The sequence below is a fragment of the Lysinibacillus sp. NPDC093712 genome (assembly GCF_050280025.1).
In the GTDB taxonomy this organism is placed as follows: domain Bacteria; phylum Bacillota; class Bacilli; order Bacillales_A; family Planococcaceae; genus Lysinibacillus.
Genome location: NZ_JBNNUU010000001.1, coordinates 289141 through 309030, shown reverse-complemented (window position 1 = coordinate 309030; position 19890 = coordinate 289141). Strand labels below are relative to the sequence as shown.

Below are 19890 nucleotides of genomic sequence, written 5' to 3'. Positions count from 1 at the left end.
CATATGAAGATAGAAAGCGCCGATATCTCGACGCTTTCTTCATTATATTTAGCCGTTCATCGCCTCTTATGAGACGTAAACGCACTAATCTATGAAATATACGTTTCAAAATTTGCTCGCTTTTGAATACATGCTGCGGCACGTTCACGATCACTTTCACTTTGCAGGCTAATCACAAGAATACCGAAGACATCTTCACGTGATTCTACAATTCGTAAATTCGTAATACTAATTGCTTCATCAGCTAGTAGGCCTGTTACCTCAGAAATCACCCCTGGATAGTCAGGAACATCGACGTACAAGTCAAAAGAAGTAAACATTGCTCCAGCACTAATTGGCAATTCATCACGTAGCTCTTTAGCAATAGCGAAATAACTTTCAATGTCTGCTGAGCTACCATTTAATAGCAGTTCCTTAACACGATTCATTTCAGTTTGCCAGCCTTCAAGCTGTGCTACTAATTCATCACGATTTTGAAGTGTAATATCACGCCACAGTATCGGATTAGAGGATGCAATACGTGTCACATCTCGGAACCCCCCTGCTGCAAGTGAGCGTGTCATTGGATATTCACCATTTTCCCCGCCTAATTGATGCACAAGGGATGCAGCAATAACATGTGGAAAATGACTAACTACAGCCGTCATATGATCGTGCTCACGTGCGGATACACTAACAACTTTTGCATGTGTAAATTTTAAAAGGCTTTCTAGCTGTGCCATATTAATAATTTCTTCGCCTGCAAGTGGTGTCAGCATATAATACGCATTTTCGAAAAGATGCGCTTTCGCAGCTAATACACCACTTTTATGAGAGCCTGCCATCGGGTGTCCACCGATAAACGTAATACCAAGCTCACGTAACTCCCCGGCTTTTTGCATAATCATTTTTTTCGTACTACCTGTATCTGTTACAATAACTTTATTTTTTAACGGCCATGTTTTTAATTGTTCCATCCACTCGAGCGTAGCGTTGACAGGCGTTCCAAAAATAATGATATCTACCTCTGCTGCAACGTCTTTTGGATCTGACACAATTTCATGAACAATGTTTAATGTTTTGGCATGTTCACGGGTTTTTTCATCCATGTCATAGCCAATAATTTTAGTTTCAGGTGCCTTTTGTAAAGCAAGAGCAATCGAGCCCCCAATTAAGCCTAAACCAATAACGAGCACTTTGCGTGTCATGCAAAAACCCCTTGTTCTTTTAACACTTCTTCAAGATGCTCTAATAATGCTGCATTTTGTGCTTCCGTACCAATGGTTACACGGATAAAACCTGGCGCACCTAGAGCATTACCACTACGAATAATAAAACCACGCTTCATAAGCTCTTGGAAAACAACATCACTATCAGCATTCGTGTTAAAGAAAATAAAGTTTGTATCAGATGGGTAGTATTTCAAATTATGTTTTTCACAAAAATCAACGTATTGTTTTTTACCTATTTCATTTGCTGCACAGCAAGTTTTTAAAAAGTCTTGATCACTTAATGCAATCGCCGCTACTGCTTGACTTAAAATTGTATTATTGAACGGTGCACGTACTGGATCCAGTTTTGAAATGACTTCTGGTTGACCGATTGCATAGCCTACTCGGAAAGAGGCAAGACCGTATGCTTTAGAAAATGTGCGCATTAATAGCACATTTGGATACTCATCAATTAAAGGTAGAGTTTCTTTATGACCTGGATGCGTCACATATTCGATATACGCTTCGTCTAAAACGACAAGCACATCGCTTGGTACTTTCGCTAAAAATGCACGTAAATCTGTATCTGCAATGACAACACCTGTTGGATTATTCGGACTACATACCCACACAATAGAAGTATGTTCATCAATAGCTGCTGCCATTGCGTCTAAGTCGTGTGCACCTTCTATACAAGGAATTTTACGAACTTCCGCACCTTCAATTTCAGCATTATGAATGTATTGTGAGAATGATGGATCTGCCATGACTGTATTCACGCCTGGATACAACAGAGCACGAGTAAGAATTGCAATAATATCATCTGAACCATTTCCAAAAAGAAGCTGTGTTTCTTTGACACCAACATGTTTAGCCACAGCTGAACGTAAATTTTGTGCATAGCCGTCTGGATAGATTGCATAGTTTACTGCACTATTTTGTAAATATGCTGTTACCTTAGGTGAGCAACCAAATGGGTTTTCATTTGATGCTAACTTTACGACTTCTTGTAAGCCAAATTCACGTTGTACTTCTTCAATTGGTTTACCTGGCTTATATGCTTGCATACCGTCCAATTGTTGTTTCCATTTCATCTCAAACATCTCCTCTTATTATTTAGCTTGGGCTAAATCTGGTCTTAATTTCACAGCATCATTTAAATAAATATGCTGAACATCTTTTTGAGCCATTTCCACATTCGCATGGATCAACACACGAATACATAATGGCAGGGCATCTGGCACATCCATTTCATGCATACACATAACAGGGACATACTGCCAGCCGTCCATTAACCTTACAGCACGCGCTGGAAACGCCGATGTAATATCTGGTGTCGTTGAAATAACGATTGATGCAATATCTTCTATCTCCACATGATTTGCTGCCACAACCTCACGCACTAATCTCGCTGTCTCATCCCATACAAGCTCTGGCTTGTCCAATTCAATTGTAATTGCACCTCTAAGTCCACGAATCATACAAGCACCTCCGCTAATAGCTGTCGGAATTCAGCATCTACCTCTTTGCATTCTGCTAAGTCAATTGGTCGCACAAAGGGATTTCCAATTTCTTCAAGTAACACAAATTGTAGGACACCATATTCCGCTTTTTTATCTTTTAATAAATAGTCTGTTAATTGTTCAAATGTATAATCATTCACCGCATCAAAAGGATAGCCATTATTCAGCGCAAAACGTAAAAATGCTGTTGTGAATTCACGATTCAACTTACCATATCGTTCACTTAATAATAGACAATATACAAGCCCAATCATCACAGCTTCACCATGTGCAACTTTCCCATAACCCGCAGCTGCTTCTATGGCATGGCCATATGTATGACCCAAATTTAAATATTTGCGCACTGACTGCTCTGTTTCATCCTCAGACACAATTTTCGCCTTTACTTCAATTCCAGCTTTTAAATGTTTGGCCAATTCAGCTGTACTAAAATGGATAACTGAATCTGCAGCCATTAGCTCTTGAAGCCAAATGGCATTTGATATCATCGCATGCTTAATGACCTCTGCTGTACCTGAACGCACTTCACGCTCAGATAAGCTATTTAAAAAGACTGTATCGTAAATTACCCCTTCTGGTTGATAGAACGCACCAATCATATTTTTGCCTAGTGGATGGTTAATAGCTGTTTTACCGCCTACTGCTGAGTCATGAGCTAAGATCGTCGTTGGTATTTGGATAAATGGCACTCCACGCATATATGTAGCTGCAACAAAGCCTGTTAAATCTCCAACTGCTCCGCCACCAAATGCAAAAATAAATGATTTACGTGAACATTTTTGTTCAAGCAAGAAAGTTTGTGCTGCATTGTATTGTTCAATTGTTTTACAAGCCTCACCACCTGGTAGCACAAATACCTCAAACGCATATGGGAAATTCTCCTTGAAATATTCCCCTTGGGCTGCCCACACATTGGCGTCTGTAAAAACAATAAGCTTATCTGCTTTTTGCAGTTTATCATCAAATGTTTTCACTGCTTCGGCTAAAAAATGATGCCCAAGCACTACCTCATATTGATGCGATTTTGTTGCTACTGGTACACGCATATATTAAAACTCCTTTGCGTAACGGCGTTGTTCTTCAATTTGTGCTTTTAATTGTGGTAGTTGGTCTCCATGGAATTGGTCCATAATTGCGTTGGCAATTTCCCAGGCAATAACATGCTCAGCTACTACTGAAGCTGCTGGTACTGCACAGCTGTCTGAACGTTCTACGCTTGCTTTAAACGGTTCTTTTGTCTCTATATCAATACTTTGCAATGGTTTATATAATGTAGGAATTGGCTTCATAACACCTCGAACAACAATCGGCATGCCTGTAGACATTCCGCCTTCTAAGCCGCCAAGTCGATTCGTAGCACGAGTATAGCCTTGCTCTTGGGACCAAATGATTTCGTCATGTACTTCTGAACCTTTACGGCGAGCCATTTCAAAACCAATACCAAATTCAACACCTTTAAAAGCATTAATAGACAACATTGCTGCTGCTAATTTTGCATCTAGTTTACGGTCGTAATGAGCATAAGAGCCAATACCAGCTGGCATACCTTCAACGATTACTTCAACAACACCGCCAATAGAATCGCCTGCTTTTTTCGCTTCATCGATTGCCTCAACCATTTTTGCTGAAGCAACAGGATCTACGCAGTAGCATGGATCTGCTTCGACGATTGCACGAATTTCATCTACAGTCTTTCCTTCAATGACAGATGTGTCTGCTTTAATGCCTACGATTTCCGTAACATGTGACACAATTGAAATACCGAGCTCATTTAATAATGCTTTTGCAACAGCCCCAACTGCAACACGGACAGTAGTTTCACGCGCAGAAGAACGTTCTAAAACATTTCGTAAATCTCGATGTCCATATTTCATGCCGCCTACTAAATCAGCATGTCCTGGACGTGGACGTGAAATTTGACGTTTAATATCATCAGGATTAACATCCTCTGCTAATGGTTCTGCGCCCATAATTTTCGTCCAATGCTTCCAGTCATCATTTGTGACAACTAGCGCGACAGGAGAGCCAAGTGTTTGCCCGTGGCGAACACCACCTACTATTTCTACTGTATCCGTTTCGATTTGCATACGACGACCACGGCCATGACCTCCTTGGCGACGTTTTAAATCATGGTTAATTTTTTCTGCTGTAATTGGTAAAAGTGACGGTAAACCCTCAATTATTGTAGTTAATTGCGGTCCGTGTGATTCTCCTGCTGTTAAGTAACGCATAAACGCTTTCTCCCTTCAACTCGCTAAAGTATGTATTTTTCACTATAACATATATTCTCTAAAAAAACAGTCCTTTTGCAAATGTCATAGCACGTATTCATAAATCAATAAAGATAGACAGCATAGCATTATATGCGAATATTCTGAACGATTTATTTAAAAAAAGAGGTCTTTTAACTAACTTAAGTGCCACACAATAAGTCCAAGATTTTTTTACGTGAAACCGATTTACTTTAATAAAAAATACGCTTTTTGCTTAAGCAAGCGAAAAGCGTACGGTCATCTATGTCTAGTGTCTTGGCAATTTATGTACGTGACAGTCATCTTATTTACTGTACGAAAGCTTTTCATCATTTAATTAATTATTTTTTTCGATAGAAGAATGTATCCTCTACTTCAAATTCGTAACGAGATGGATTAAAAATTTGCTCCGTTGACCCGACAAATAATATGCCATCTTGTCGTAATGCTTTACTGAAGTTCCCATATATTTGATCCTTTGCTTCTTCGGTAAAGTATATCATAACATTTCTGCACACGATTAAATCATAATGAGAATCGTAATGATCGTTAAGCAGATTATGCTTTTTAAATGTGACACAGCGCTTAATTTCATCTTTAACTCGGTAGAAGTTTCCTTCTTGCTCAAAATACTTTGCTTGAATATCTTTTGGCACCTCTGCTAAAGAACGCTCAGGATAAACACCTAGCTTTGCCTTTTGAATTACATTTTCATCTAAATCAGTGGCGATTATTTGAATTTGCGATAATGGTACTAATTGCGATAATACCATTGCTAATGAATATGGCTCTTCTCCAGTTGAACATGCAGCACTCCAAATTTTTAAACGCTTGTTGGATTGTAGTAACTTCGGGAAAATTTTCTTTTGTAACACTTCCCAACGCTTTCCATTTCGATAAAACTCAGACACATTAATCGTCATTCGATCTAAAAACTCATTCATCAAATCACGATCTTGCTCGAGTGCTTTTAGAAAATCAACAAAATTACGATATCCCTTTTTCTCGTAGAGTGAGGTCAATCGTCTTTTCATTTGCGCTTCTTTATATAACGCTAAATCAATTCCAGTTTTGCGCTTAATACCTTCAACAAATTGTTCATAATCAGACATACAGTCATCTTCCCCTCTAGCGTCGTATTTCCATTATAGCGGAAAAATGCCTTTACTGAAATAGTCTTTCCATGTATTCCATGTTACTTTGTCGTATTTTTCTTTTCTTCTAGTAGTAGCACTTTCGAATGTTCTAATTCTAGTCGCAATTTTTCTGTTTCTTTTGTATATGATTCCAATCTTAGCTTTTCTAATTCAACTTCTTGTTCTATTGTTTTTAATTTTAATTTTTGCCCTTTTGTACGTGCATCAGTAAATATACCAGCTAAAGCGACCATAATGCCGCCAATAATAGCAACAATAGCAATTTCCATTTTTTCTCTTCCCCCTTTCTATATAGATTATACGATAAAACTAAAAAATAGTTTCCTTTTTTGAAAGTTCTTCTATCAATTCTCTTTTTAATCGGGAGAAAGCTCGGCTCTTCCGTGCAGCAATCGCAGTCCTCCATTCCAAAAACTAAAAGAAGGCATCGAGTTTTCACTTCCTGATGCCTTCTATCGCTACTCTAAAATGAAGACGGTCTATTTACGCTTTCATTGATAGTTAAATTTCTACACGATAGTCTTTTAAATTTTCCCTTAGCTTTGCTTTCATGAATTTTCCTACAGATGTTTTCGGTACTTCATCTAAAAAGACTACATCATCAGGAATCCATGTTTTATGGAACTGTGACCGCAAACTGTCCAACAGCTCCTCCTTTGTAATCGAGTCTTTATGCTCAGGTTTTGGAACAACACATGCCAAAGGTCGTTCCAGCCACTTTTCATGTGGAATTGCTACCACTGCCGCTTCAAATACTTTCGGATGTGACATCAAAGCATTTTCAAGCTCCACTGACGAAATCCATTCGCCACCACTCTTAATTAAATCTTTTGTGCGATCTGTAATTTTAATATAGCCATCCGGCGTCATTACCGCAATATCTCCTGTGTATAACCAACCATCTTTAAAGGCTTCTGTTGTGCGCTCATCCTTATAATACTCATTTGCAATCCAAGGGCCTCTTAATGTAATTTCGCCCATTGTCTTGCCATCCCAAGGTACTTCACCTTGCTCATTCACAATGCGCATATCAAGAAGGGGCATCGTTATCCCTTGCGTTGTACGAACATGCATTTTTTCGTCTGTCGTATAGTTTTCCATGTGTGTTAAGTATGTTGATAAGCTAACAAGCGGTGATGTCTCTGTCATACCGTAGCCTGTATAATACGGAATGTTCTGCTCCTCCTCAAAGCCCCGCACAAGACCTATTGGAGATGCAGAACCTCCACAAATAATCGAACGTAAGGAAGATAAATCTCGGGGCTGTTGGCGTTGCTCTTGTAAAACGCCTAACCAAATAGTTGGAACCCCCGCTGTTAACGTTACTTTGTACTGCTCAAACAAATCGAGTAATAGCTGTGGCGTAAACATCGGTCCTGGTAGTACTTGCGTCGCTCCAAATAACACACTAGCAAACGGTAAGCCCCAGGCATTGGCATGAAACATTGGTACGACTGGTAACACTACATCGCGCTCGCATATTGCTATGCTATCAGCAAGTCCCGCTGTAATACTATGAAGAACAATACTGCGATGTGTATAAACAACCCCCTTTGGCATACCTGTTGTGGCACTCGTATAGCACATACCTGCTGGTGCATTTTCATCTATATCGTCAGGGAAGACAAAATCATCATTTGCCACTGCAAGAAGTGCTTCATAGGAAAGAGCATTCGGTAATGGCGTATTTTCTAACTCAACATCATCCCCCATGATAATAAAATGCTTTACCGTTGTAAGCTGTGACACAATGGGTGCAATGACAGGCACTAAATTTTCATCAATGAGTAAAATTTCATCTTCTGCATGATTAATTACATACACGATATGTTCAGGCGCTAGTCGAATATTTATCATATGCAGCACAGCACCTGCACACGGTACGGCAAAATATGCCTCTAAATGGCGATGATGATTCCAAGCAAAAGTACCAACTTTTACACCACGATCCATTCCAAGTGTCGTAAGAGCATCTGCTAATTTACGCGTACGCTTGGCAAACTCTTTATAAGTAAACTCATGGATTGTTGTAGCGCTTGTACGCGAATATATTTTCTTGGCATGAAAATGTCGCTCAGCTCGATTTAAAAAACTTGTTAGTAGTAAAGGTGTATCCATCATATGCATAATATCGCTCCCTTTCGTTTTCACATTTAACTGCTTTAACACCAAAGCTGACTGCTGCTACAAAAAAGATATTTACATTTAAGAATGAACTCATTTACTTTACAAACATTAAAAACTTGTTAAACCATTATTTTGGCTGCATTCGTATCGCACCATCAAGGCGAATAACCTCACCATTGAGCATGACATTATGAATAATACTTTCCACAAGCATCGCATACTCAGATGGTTTTCCAAGACGTTTTGGGAATGGCGTCATGCTAGCTAGTGCTGTACGAGCCGGCTCTGCTAATGATGCAAACATCGGCGTTTCGATTAGCCCAGGCGCAATGGTCATTACTCGTATGCCTATATCTGCAAGCTCCCGTGCAATTGGTAATGTCATTGCAGCTACCCCACCCTTTGAGGCGCTATATGCTGCTTGTCCAATTTGACCATCAAAAGCGGCAACCGACGCGGTATTAATAATAACGCCTCGTTGTCCATCTTCGTCAGGCTCGTTTTGCTGCATTTTTTCGGCTGCAAGTCGAATGACATTAAACGTGCCTATTAAATTAACTGAAATTACTTTAGAAAATAGCTCAAGTGCATGTACGCCACGTTTTGAAATCACTTTACTTGCATCAGCAATTCCCGCACAGTTAACCGCCACGTTAATTCGACCAAATGTAGCGATAGCATGCTCCAGCCCATCAGCTACATCTGCCTCCTTTGTAACATCAACGCGTACATAGCGAACACTTTCGCCTAATTCCTGTGTAATTATATGCCCTCTTTCATCATTAACATCGAAAATAATCGCTTTGCCGCCTTCGTTAACAATTTTTCGTACAGTCGCTTCCCCTAAGCCTGAAGCACCACCTGTTACAACCGCGACAACGTCATGACATTTCATAGAACCCAACCCCTTTACATTTTTTCAATAATTGTGGCATTTGCCATACCCATACCTTCGCAAATAGCGAGTAGGCCATAGCGTAAGTTTTCACGTTGCATCCGGTATAACATCGTCGTTAACAACTTTGTACCAGTAGCCCCTAGTGGGTGTCCTAAAGCAATTGCTCCACCATCTGGATTTAGCTTTGCTTGGTCTGCACCAATTTCATGTAACCAAGCAAGAGGAACAGGGGCAAATGCTTCATTCACCTCATACGTATCAATATCTTCAATTGTCAGTCCTGAGCGTTTTAAGGCTTGTCTCGTAGCCTCGATTGGACCTGTAAGCATAAGCGTTGGATCTGACCCTATTACAACGCGTGTCACTATTTTCGCAAGCGGTTGAATACCTAGCTCCTGTGCTTTTGCTAACGACATTAGCACGACAGCTGATGCACCGTCACTCATTTGGCTTGCATTGCCAGCTGTAATAACTCCGTGCTCTTGAAAAACTGTTTTCAAGTCATGTAATCGTTCGAGGGTCGTATCTGCTCGAGGTCCTTCATCGACTTCAAATGTAATAACGGTTCCATCCTCTTGCGTTATTTGGACAGGCATAATTTCCTGTTGAAAATGGCCTGCCTCTATCGCTGCTAATGCACGTCTATGGCTTTCATAAGCATAGTTATTCAACATGTCTTTTGAAAACTGCCATTTTGCCGCCATTTTTTCAGCTGATAGCCCTTGATGAATCATATGATAGTTTTCTTGTAAGCGTTTTCCTTTATGGGCAGTTTGCATGTTTGAAAACATTGGCACCCTTGTCATACTTTCAACACCACCAGCAATCACTACATCCATATCCCCTGCTAAAATAGCTTGTGCTCCAAAATGTACAGCTTGCTGGCTAGAACCGCATTGTCGATCAATCGTTACACCTGGAACCTTCTCCGGGAAACCTGCCATTAATAAAGCTGTACGTGCAATATTTGCACCTTGTTCACCTGTTTGTGTAACACAACCTAAAATAACATCCTCTACTTGTCCTTTGTCGATACCTGCACGCTTTATAACTTCCTGTAGTACATCTGCTGCTAAATCATCTGCACGTACTTCTTTTAATGCCCCTTTGCTTCGTCCTACCGCTGTACGAACAGCTGCTACAATCACTACTTCTCTCATATAAATACCCCTTTTCTAAAACGATTCTGTCATACCCCTTAATCCATTTACGTTTAAGTTTATTTGTTTGGTAGAAAATATATACCGCTTTCTGAAACTATTTACTAGTTAACAATTGTCTGAATATTATATTATTTATTTTACATGACGAAGTAGTTATTAACAATTCTTTATGTATTTAAATAGTGTAGATTAAACCAAACGCGTAGTCCTTCTTCAGTAATCAAGATTCGTCTTTTAACTCCCCCACAAATGCCAAAGTGATAGCACTTACTGCTACTGTTTCAACATTATTTTGAGCAATAAAAAAAGAGCGACTCCAAGTTAATGGATATCGCTCTATATTTTATAAAATTAAACTAAATCTTCACCGAAGAATAAGCCAATTTCACGCTCTGCAGAAGCAAGAGAGTCAGAACCGTGGATGATGTTGTGAGAAACAGTTGTAGCGTAGTCTCCACGGATTGTACCTGGGTTAGATTCTTCTGGTTTAGTAGCACCCATCATTGTACGAGCAAGTTTAATTACGTTTTCGCCTTCCCATACCATAGCGAATACTGGACCAGAAGTGATGAAGTCTACTAATTCACCGAAGAATGGACGTTCAGCATGCTCAGCATAGTGTTTTTCTGCTAATTCTTGAGGGATTACCATTAATTTAGCGGCTTTTAATACAAAACCGCGACGTTCAAAACGATCAACGATATCTCCTACTACTTGTCGTTCTACGCCATCAGGCTTAACCATTAAAAAAGTTTGTTCGATTGCCATGTTTAAAACACTCCTTAAATTCGTCTAACAGGTTTTACACCTACCGATAAATATTAACAAAAAATGAGCTTTAGCACAACAAAAAGCTAGAATTTACGCTTGCCCATAAACAAAGCGATGTCACGAAGCTTTTTCTTAATTGGATGTTTTGGTAAAGCATCTATTTCTTGTAAAGCTTTTTTCAAATACTTGTCGCTCATTTTATTAGCTTGTGTAATAGCATCAGATTTACGCACATATTGCAACATTTTTTGGCGCTCAGGCTCTGTTAATGTTCCCGCAAACACTTTTGCTAAATAAGGCTGCATCTGTTCATCATCTTTTAATAACAAAATCGGTAAAGTAATATTTCCTTGTAATAAGTCACTACCTGCTGGCTTCCCTAATTCTTTATCTGTCGCCATAATATCTAATACATCATCAATTATTTGAAAGCTCATGCCCACAAAGTAACCAAAGCGTTTCAAATGGCTTACTGTTTTGGCATCTACACCTGCTGCGACTGCACCAATCTCACAGCTAGAAGAAATAAGTAATGCCGTTTTACGTTTAATACGTCTGAAATAATCCTTTAAGCCCTGATCCAATCTAAACTTGTCTTCGATTTGAATAACTTCACCGTTACAAATTTCCACCATTGTTCGTGCCAAAATTTGATGAACAAGTGGATCCTCGATTTTTGTGATGTATTCAAGTGCACGCGCAAAAATAAAATCGCCCGTGTACATTGCTACTCTGTTATTCCATTGGGATTTGACAGTTGGACGTCCTCGTCGCATATCGGAATCATCAATCACATCATCATGCACTAGCGACGCCATGTGAATGAGCTCTAAAGGCACAGCCACATTTTTCATCTTTTCGATATCATAATCGCCAAATTTTGCGCCAAGCAACACAAAAATTGGTCGGATTCGTTTGCCACCAGCTTGTAATAAATGGAGAGAAGCATCGTTAATTAAATGCGAAGACGAATTCACCGCTTTTTCTAATTCTTGTTCGATGATATCAATATCTGACTTCAAATCGGAATAGAGTAGTTTTAACTTCATCTTTTCCACGCTTGAAAACCTTCCCCCATTAACGTATCTTTTTAAAGCCCATATGCATTGCCGCAGCACCGCCACTGTATGCTTTGTACGTTACTTTTTCTAAACCTGCCTGTTCAAACATTGCCGCTAGCTTTTTCATACCTGGGAAATTATTTGCGGATTCCTGTAACCAGGAATATTCTTTATAACTTTTCGCAAAAATTTTACCAAATATCGGCATGATAAATTTAAAATAAAAACGGAATAGTTGTCGATAGCCAGGAATTTCAGATTGCGACGTTTCTAAACATACAACCATGCCACCAGGTTTTACGACGCGATGCATTTCTTTTAACACTTGCAAATAATCTGGAACATTACGTAGACCAAAACCAATCGTCACATAGTCAAATGTATCGTCTGGAAAAGGCAATTCCATTGCATTCCCTTGTATAAGCTCAATTTGCGGATAAGGCGTTATTTTTTGTTCGCCCACTTTCAGCATGTTTTTACTGAAATCCAATCCCTTTACTTCGCCACTTTTTCCAACTGCCTCAGCTAACGCAATTGTCCAGTCAGCTGTCCCACAACAAACATCCAGCGCTTTCGATCCAGGCTTGACGGCCATATGCTTCATCGTATCGTTACGCCAGCCAACATGCATTTGGAAGCTAATAACGCCATTCAATTTATCATAGTTTTCCGAAATACTTTCAAATACTTCGTGAACGTGCTCTTCTTTCGATTTAGCCATTTTAGTAAAACCTCTCTTATCCGTTTGTAGAAGCAATAGATGCCTCTACACGTGCTTGTAGAGCTTGTTTCACATCACTTTGTAAAAATGATGCTTGGTCTATCACCTGCAACAGCTCTGTTTTTAAGCGGGCAATTTTATCTTGTAAGACGCCATTGAAGGTCGTGCCTGCCTGTAATGCACTTTGTTCAAGCGCTTTACTCATTAAAGATTTTTGTCCACGCTGATACATAGCCCATTCTCTTTCTAATCGTAACAATAATAAACTTTTTTCCATTAACGGAATATAATGATGCAATGCATAAAGCTCAAAAAACTTTGCAATTAAACCTGATTCAATATTGCTTATTGAAGAACACCATTGTTCAAATGTACGCTGTTCTGCCTCATATACTTTGATTTGATGTTCGCAGCGTGTCACGATTCCTTGTGACAAATTCCGAATCAATGCGACATTTCCTGACATTGCTAAAATTTCATAATATCGTCCACTATAAAAGTCCCCAGCTAAAACGGTTAGCTGCTGTTCTTTTGAAGTGGCATCTAGTTCTTTAATATGATCATGTGCCGCTAGAGCTGCATATACAATTCCAACAGTTATTGCCGCTTCCCTTTGCTCTTGTTGCCACTCTTCGCCATTCAAAAAGGGAACTAACAAGTAAAACAGTTGATTTTCATCGAGCACAGGGACTCCTGTGTATTTTTGCAAAGTTCTATGACGAACATCCATGAAAATCTCTGTTTTTAACTGTGCAATTGAATTTTGAATGTATGTTGCATTCATAGACCTTACTCCATTTCACTTTCAAATACGTTAATCATCTATATGACTTAACGTTTGCTCACTGAGTCATTATAGCATAAGCATCGTTTCGGAATAAAAAGTTTTTACTTTCACCAACATGAACGGGCAGTAGAAATCCACCATAGAAATGCTCAGAAAAAATTGGTAGGAAATCTACTTGCCCGTAAAAACCAGTTTCAAGAACACATACTTATTGTTCTCGTATGTGTCATGTATCCGTGCACAATATAACTAACAATCATCGACACTGTATATGGACCTTACCGATAAAAGCTACAATACAATACCTACGTTACTTTTTTCCTTCACTTTGGATAACACCGTGTGCTGTATGGATTTGCGCTTTGCCACGAATTTTCATGGCAGATGTATGCTCAGTAAATTGAGCAATCATGACTTCCCCTGCATCTAATTTTTCAGAATGATGGAATTTCGTATCCGTACCACGTGTTAAGCCTATTACATGTACGCCATCTTCTTCTGCCTGTATTACTATATAATCTTGCGCCATTGTCTGTACACTCCTTAAATCCGACAAATTCTTAGTCCATCATAACATAATTAGACAAGCAGTTTAAGACATTTGAATAAATGACAAGACTTCTCTACGTTTTACCTCATCTTGTTCATAAATGCCTCGTGCCACAGATGTAACAGTTTTAGATCCTGGTTTTTTCAGACCACGCATTGTCATGCACATATGCTCTGCCTCGATTACAACATAAACACCTTTTGGAGACAGCATTTCCATAATCGTATCAGCTACTGATGAAGTAATACGTTCTTGTAATTGTGGACGACGTGCAATTGTTTCAACCGCGCGACCTAATTTACTTAGTCCCGCTACAATGCCATCGTTTGGTATGTAAGCCACATGTGCTTTACCATAAAACGGCACTAAATGATGCTCACACATTGAATAAAATGGGATATCCTTTACAAGCACTAATTCTTCATGATCCTCATGGAAAACAGTTTTAAAATAATCTTTTGCATCTTCATGTAAGCCACTAAACATTTCAGCATACATTTTAGCAACACGTTTCGGCGTATCAAGCAATCCTTCACGATTAACATCCTCGCCTACAGCTTCTAAAATCATTTTTACTGCTTCTTCTATTTTCAATAAATCAACATTCGACATTCGTAAAAACCCTCCTGCGTATCAAAGCATTACACATTTCCTTATGCATCGTAGCATATCCAAAAGTTAAGCGCAAAACGACTTACCTGATTTAAAAGAAATTCAACGTATCTTCTTAAAGTTTTCGTTCATCGTGCTATGTATACAATAAAAACAAAGCCATTTTGTGACTAAAATTTTGTATTTTATAGAATTACTGCCATTCATTATATTTTATAAATAAGTTAAAAAGAGCAGCCTTCATGCTCGTTTACATGAAGACTGCTCTATGTAACTACTAGACGTGTATTATTTTACAGCATCTTTAAGCGCTTTACCTGGTTTGAAAGCAGGTACCTTGCTAGCAGCGATTTCGATTTCTTTACCAGTTTGTGGGTTACGACCTTTACGAGCCGCACGTTCACGTACTTCAAAGTTACCAAAACCAATTAATTGTACTTTGTCACCCTTTGCAAGAGCATCTTGAATTGTATCAAATACAGCTTCAACTGCTTTAGAAGCGTCTTTTTTAGAAAGACCTGCAGCTTCAGCAACAGAGTTTACTAATTCTGTTTTATTCACACCATTCACCTCCTCTCAAAGGGTCATGAACCAATTCTGTAAAAAGAGTAACACATAGGAAACCGCGACGCAACTGTATTCATTCATGATTATAACCAAAATATGCGTTTTTCACCCAAAAAACAAAAATAACAGGACTTTTCGCATAAAAACGAATAGCCCTGCACTATTTTTTTGCGCTCTAATTTCCATTTTATCTCTATAAAATAAAAGTAACCAATCCTCTATCGCCTTCATTCACCATACGCTCGATTGTTTGACGCATACGTTTTTTAGCTGTAGTAGGCACTGCACTCATTTTATAGCGAATTCCTTCTTTTAACACTTCATGCAATGGTGTACCAAAAAGTTGTGTTTGCCACAATGCTTCGCGATCATGTAAATAAGCATGATTTAAATCTTTCAGAAGTTGCTGACTGTGGAATTCAGAGCCAATAAGTGGTGCAAATTCGGATTCCATATCAACGCGAATAATATGATAGGATGGTGCTGTTGCCCTCATACGTACGCCATAGAAATTATTTTGCTTAATAAGTTCTGGAGCAGTTGGTTCGAATTCTTGCATCATTGGCAAAGTCACACCATATCCACTCTTATCCGCTTCAGTTATTGCATCTTTAAAGCGTTTTTGTGCTTCTTTTGCTTCAGCAGCCTCTTTAATAAATAGCAACCAATCACGCTTTGTTTCAATCGGTTCATCTAACCATTCATTACATACTGCCTTATACAATTCTCCTTGTAATGACACTCGAATGACGGCTGTACCGATTCCTGAATCTACGTGAACCACTTCACTTTGATCAATAAAATCAATCTCTTTAAAGGCATCAGATGCTTGTTGCACGTCTCTAATTTTCATGACAGATGAAAGCACTTCTTCCATCGAATCAATCAATGCCACGTTTAATGGATGTGTCGCATCAAGGACATCAAGCCAATCTGGTTTCTCAACCTCAATCGTCCGAATTGGAAACTCAAATAACGCTTCTTGCAAAATATATTGAATGTCAGAAGCACGCATTTGATCGATTGAAATCGCAATGACAGGAACGTTATAACGTTCAAATAGCTCATTTCGAAGCTGTACTGTTTCTTCTCGTGCTGGCATTTGACAATTTAATACGATAACGAACGGTTTTCCAATTTCTTTTAATTGTGCAACAATTTCTTCTTCCGCTTTTTCAGCTGCACGACGGCTAATACCATTTACTGTTCCATCAGTTGTCACTACAATACCGATATTCGCATGATCACGAATTACTTTATCCGTACCAATTTTCGCTGCTTCTTGGAATGGAATTGGCTCTGTATGCCAAGGTGTATGCACAAATTTTGGACCATTCTCATCCTCATAGCCCTTTGTACCATCAATGACATAACCAACGCAATCAGCTAAACGAATTTGGAATGTCATTTCATCTTCGCCGACCGCTATACGTGTCGCTTGAGCAGGCACAAACTTCGGCTCAGCAGTCATGATTACTGGGCCTGGCGAGCTTTGTGGCAGCTCGTCCTGTGCTCGCATTCTTTCTGTATCATCCACAATATTCGGTAACACTACAGCTTCCATTACTTTTTTTACAAATGTTGATTTACCTACACGAACTGGACCTACAACACCAATATAAACATCGCCATTTGTGCGCTCTGCAATTTCTTTAAATACTGCTTCACTCAAGGTTTCTGCCTCCTTTATCTACGCTTTTTCACTATATGCATCCACCAAGATAAATATGAAAAGCTCCTCAGTAGCAATATAAATAGAATTTATATTTCCGTTGAAAAATTGATTCCGCGGAATGAGGTAGTTTTTCCGCGATCCAGTGTGATAATTCCGCGATGTAATGCAATTATTCCGAATTGTTTGAGTGCCTGGCACTAATTTCGGCATAAAAAAGCCTCAATCATTAAATGATCTCTAACGATTGAGGTACTTAAAACTTTATTTTGATTCAGTAGCTTTACTTTCACTCTCCTGAGCTGCTTCCGCTTCTTCCTTCGCCTTTTTTGCATCCGCTTTATAAGCATCCATCATATAAGTTGGCTCGCCTTTTTCATCTACAGTGTATGGCACTGAATAGGCTGGAACAACGGGATATTTATCGACAAGTAATTGACGAATATCCTCGCCTGGCTTTACATCTGGCTTGTCCTCTTTTAATAGCTGACCTAAATCGATTGAATAATCCACATGCATTTCGCCATCGCCTGTCATAAATATCGGTAATTCCGCACCCGAATACGGACTTTTGACTGTTACTTCTGATTTGTAGCCTAATTTTTCAAAGTTAATTTGGTAGACATTATCAGCAATTGCACCCTTTGTCGGAATATACTGTGTGCCCAATTTGCGAATATTAATCTCTCGCATACGCTCCGCAGAGTTTAAATCTACTAATTTTACTTCAGCACTGTTTTCTGGATCCCAAATAATATATTGATAAATACCGCCTTTTTCATATGCATTTCCTGGAATTTGCGTAATATATTTTGGCATAAGTTTTTCAAAATCGATTAAATATTTTATATAGATATCCGTATCCAATTCACTGTTTTTAATTGGTACTAGGCCACCTGTAGCTTCACGATATTCATTGACAGCGCGTTGGACAGATGCTAATTGATCGACATCTGGCACTTGGTTTGCGGCCTTTTCCTCCTCAGGATATGCGCAACCACCTAGCAAAACGGCTATTGCCACTGTCAAAAGAAAAGCATTTAGTTTTTTCATTTCACGTTTTTCCCCCTTTTTAAGCTGGCCATGTGGCAATTATAAGTACCATTAAAAATGTTCCAAGTCCAAACAGTATGTATGCTAATAAATTTACGATTGTACGTAATAAACCATTTGAAATTTTATTGCGACCTAGATAAATTAAACCAACTGAAATAATCATAAAGCCGATACAATAAAAAGATACCCACATGATATCCAGTGCTGGCATATGTGCTAACGGACCCATTTAAGTCTACCACCTTTCTTCAATGACACGAGACAATCAACGTTTATTATACTATGGGCATCCTTAAAAAAGAAGGCGCTTTCCCAAAAGTAAAAAAGGAGTGCTATAAGGTGCTTAACATGCTATTTTTTTGATATACGAAAAAAATAATCCTTTCAAGCTCATATAAATTAAGCTGACCGCTACAACATATAACTCTCCGTGGAAATCATATCATATTTTTACTATAGGTGGAGAAATTCATCATTATAAAAATAACTTTTAAGGCAAAAAAAGTATTATTACCACCTATTACTTTACAATTTGTTCAAAAAAGAGACACCTCAGATCCTACTGAGATGCCTCTTTTGTGTCCATTTCATGACAAGTTATATATCGCTTACTAGTTCAAAACATTATGATTTAGTTCATCAGTTCATCGATTTCACGCTTTTTCACTCGCATCATTAATGCATCGACTGCCACTTTTGGCTCTACATCGTTAAACAATACGCCATAAAGTTCCGTCGAAATTGGCATGGCAACATCAAATTTTTCTGCCAGTTGATACGCTGCCTTCGTTGTGCGAACGCCTTCTACTACCATCCCCATTTGATCGAGTACTTCTGGCAGCTTCATGCCTTTACCTAACATATTTCCTGCTCGCCAATTTCGAGAATGCACGCTTGTACACGTTACGATTAAATCTCCCATGCCTGTCAGCCCCGCAAATGTAAATGGATTTCCGCCCATTTTAACACCTAGACGAGTAATTTCAGCAAGTCCACGTGTAATAAGTGCAGCCTTCGCATTATCACCATAATTTAAGCCATCTGTTATGCCCGCAGCTAACGCTATAACGTTTTTTAATGCCCCACCCATTTCCACGCCTATAACATCCTCATTCGTATATACGCGGAAAAACTGGTTCATAAACAAGTCCTGTACCTTCTCAGCCGCCTCTATATTGGCACAGGCTGCTGTAATCGTTGTTGGGGAATGTAATACTACTTCCTCAGCATGACTTGGCCCTGAGAGCACTACAATGTCTTCTACAAATTCAGAAGGCAAGCTTTCGGCCAAAATTTCAGATATACGTTTTAATGAATCTGGCTCAATTCCCTTTGAAACATGGACGAATAATACTTTTCTGTTTAATGTAGCAGTCATCTTTTCACAAGTTTCTCGTATAGCCTTAGTTGGCACTGCTACAACGATTGTATTAGAATGTGCTACTGCCTCTGCAATATCGTTTGTAGCATGTAAATTCTCTGGTAGTACCGTTTCTGGTAAATACTTTTTATTCGTATGCTGTGTATTAATTTCTTCTGCCTGATCGGCTCTATGTGTCCACACAAGGGTATCATGTCCATTTTCCGCAAGTACCATTGCAAGTGCTGATCCCCATGAGCCGGCTCCTAGTACACAAACTCGTTCCATTCAAATTCCCCCTCCTATTTCCTGTAGGTTAATCTTCACGGGCAAAATGCATGTTATCTAACAAATTTTAACCAAATTGTGATTTAGCCTAGTCCTTTGAAAAAAGACGCCACCCAACAACAATTGTCGGGTTGG

General features: G+C 39.0%; 21 protein-coding genes. All 21 read right to left on the bottom strand.

Annotation, left to right across the window (positions count from 1 at the left end):
• Nucleotides 1-89 precede the first annotated feature (89 nt).
• Nucleotides 90-1187 carry a prephenate dehydrogenase gene (locus tag ACQKNX_RS01565; RefSeq protein ID WP_427427256.1) on the bottom strand — a complete coding sequence of 366 codons (1098 nt, stop codon included), beginning with the start codon at nt 1185-1187 and terminating at the stop codon, nt 90-92.
• The gene (gene hisC / locus ACQKNX_RS01560; RefSeq protein ID WP_427427255.1) at nt 1184-2284 is read right to left on the bottom strand and encodes a histidinol-phosphate transaminase; all 1101 of its coding nucleotides are present in this window, start codon (nt 2282-2284) and stop codon (nt 1184-1186) included. The genes ACQKNX_RS01565 and hisC overlap by 4 nt, the downstream gene beginning before the upstream one ends.
• 18 nt (nt 2285-2302) lie before the next feature.
• A complete protein-coding gene (aroH, locus tag ACQKNX_RS01555) occupies nt 2303-2671 on the bottom strand; it encodes a chorismate mutase (RefSeq protein ID WP_340825201.1) in 369 nt (122 codons plus the stop codon).
• Nucleotides 2668-3759: a 3-dehydroquinate synthase gene (gene aroB, locus ACQKNX_RS01550; protein WP_427427253.1), complete on the bottom strand. Its 1092-nt coding sequence runs from the start codon at nt 3757-3759 to the stop codon at nt 2668-2670. The genes aroH and aroB overlap by 4 nt, the downstream gene beginning before the upstream one ends.
• A 3-nt stretch (nt 3760-3762) precedes the next feature.
• The gene (gene aroC, locus ACQKNX_RS01545) at nt 3763-4944 is read right to left on the bottom strand and encodes a chorismate synthase (RefSeq protein WP_427427252.1); all 1182 of its coding nucleotides are present in this window, start codon (nt 4942-4944) and stop codon (nt 3763-3765) included.
• Between the two features lie 362 nt (nt 4945-5306).
• Nucleotides 5307-6077, bottom strand: coding sequence for a CheR family methyltransferase (locus ACQKNX_RS01540; RefSeq protein WP_427427251.1), 771 nt, complete (start codon nt 6075-6077; stop codon nt 5307-5309).
• Between the two features lie 83 nt (nt 6078-6160).
• Nucleotides 6161-6391 (bottom strand): hypothetical protein, encoded by a 231-nt coding sequence (locus ACQKNX_RS01535; RefSeq protein ID WP_340825205.1) that lies wholly within the window; start codon nt 6389-6391, stop codon nt 6161-6163.
• A 232-nt stretch (nt 6392-6623) separates the two neighbouring features.
• Complete coding sequence (locus ACQKNX_RS01530) at nt 6624-8249, bottom strand: long-chain fatty acid--CoA ligase (protein WP_427428249.1); 1626 nt, start codon at nt 8247-8249, stop codon at nt 6624-6626.
• 127 nt (nt 8250-8376) lie between these two features.
• Nucleotides 8377-9144, bottom strand: a complete 768-nt coding sequence (locus tag ACQKNX_RS01525; protein WP_427427250.1) for a 3-hydroxyacyl-CoA dehydrogenase — start codon at nt 9142-9144, stop codon at nt 8377-8379.
• 14 nt (nt 9145-9158) lie between these two features.
• Nucleotides 9159-10307: a thiolase family protein gene (locus tag ACQKNX_RS01520; protein WP_427427249.1), complete on the bottom strand. Its 1149-nt coding sequence runs from the start codon at nt 10305-10307 to the stop codon at nt 9159-9161.
• Between the two features lie 354 nt (nt 10308-10661).
• Entirely contained in the window at nt 10662-11078 is a 417-nt protein-coding gene (gene ndk, locus ACQKNX_RS01515; protein WP_427427248.1) for a nucleoside-diphosphate kinase, read from the bottom strand.
• Between the two features lie 86 nt (nt 11079-11164).
• Complete coding sequence (gene hepT, locus ACQKNX_RS01510) at nt 11165-12139, bottom strand: heptaprenyl diphosphate synthase component II (RefSeq protein WP_340825211.1); 975 nt, start codon at nt 12137-12139, stop codon at nt 11165-11167.
• A 19-nt stretch (nt 12140-12158) separates the two neighbouring features.
• Nucleotides 12159-12863: a demethylmenaquinone methyltransferase gene (locus tag ACQKNX_RS01505; RefSeq protein WP_427427247.1), complete on the bottom strand. Its 705-nt coding sequence runs from the start codon at nt 12861-12863 to the stop codon at nt 12159-12161.
• Between the two features lie 16 nt (nt 12864-12879).
• Nucleotides 12880-13647, bottom strand: a complete 768-nt coding sequence (locus ACQKNX_RS01500) for a heptaprenyl diphosphate synthase component 1 (protein ID WP_427427246.1) — start codon at nt 13645-13647, stop codon at nt 12880-12882.
• A gap of 313 nt (nt 13648-13960) precedes the next feature.
• Nucleotides 13961-14179, bottom strand: coding sequence for a trp RNA-binding attenuation protein MtrB (gene mtrB, locus ACQKNX_RS01495; RefSeq protein WP_010858802.1), 219 nt, complete (start codon nt 14177-14179; stop codon nt 13961-13963).
• Nucleotides 14180-14242: 63 nt separating this feature from the next.
• Nucleotides 14243-14812: a GTP cyclohydrolase I FolE gene (gene folE / locus ACQKNX_RS01490; protein WP_173478452.1), complete on the bottom strand. Its 570-nt coding sequence runs from the start codon at nt 14810-14812 to the stop codon at nt 14243-14245.
• A 288-nt stretch (nt 14813-15100) separates the two neighbouring features.
• On the bottom strand, nt 15101-15373 hold the full coding sequence (locus ACQKNX_RS01485; protein WP_004232618.1) for an HU family DNA-binding protein: 273 nt from the start codon (nt 15371-15373) through the stop codon (nt 15101-15103).
• 199 nt (nt 15374-15572) lie between these two features.
• Nucleotides 15573-17051: a stage IV sporulation protein A gene (spoIVA, locus tag ACQKNX_RS01480; protein ID WP_427427245.1), complete on the bottom strand. Its 1479-nt coding sequence runs from the start codon at nt 17049-17051 to the stop codon at nt 15573-15575.
• A gap of 264 nt (nt 17052-17315) precedes the next feature.
• Nucleotides 17316-18104 carry a hypothetical protein gene (locus ACQKNX_RS01475; RefSeq protein WP_340825216.1) on the bottom strand — a complete coding sequence of 263 codons (789 nt, stop codon included), beginning with the start codon at nt 18102-18104 and terminating at the stop codon, nt 17316-17318.
• A 19-nt stretch (nt 18105-18123) separates the two neighbouring features.
• A complete protein-coding gene (locus ACQKNX_RS01470; protein ID WP_340825217.1) occupies nt 18124-18336 on the bottom strand; it encodes a DUF2768 domain-containing protein in 213 nt (70 codons plus the stop codon).
• A 402-nt stretch (nt 18337-18738) separates the two neighbouring features.
• Nucleotides 18739-19755 (bottom strand): NAD(P)H-dependent glycerol-3-phosphate dehydrogenase, encoded by a 1017-nt coding sequence (locus ACQKNX_RS01465; RefSeq protein WP_427427244.1) that lies wholly within the window; start codon nt 19753-19755, stop codon nt 18739-18741.
• Nucleotides 19756-19890: the final 135 nt, after the last annotated feature.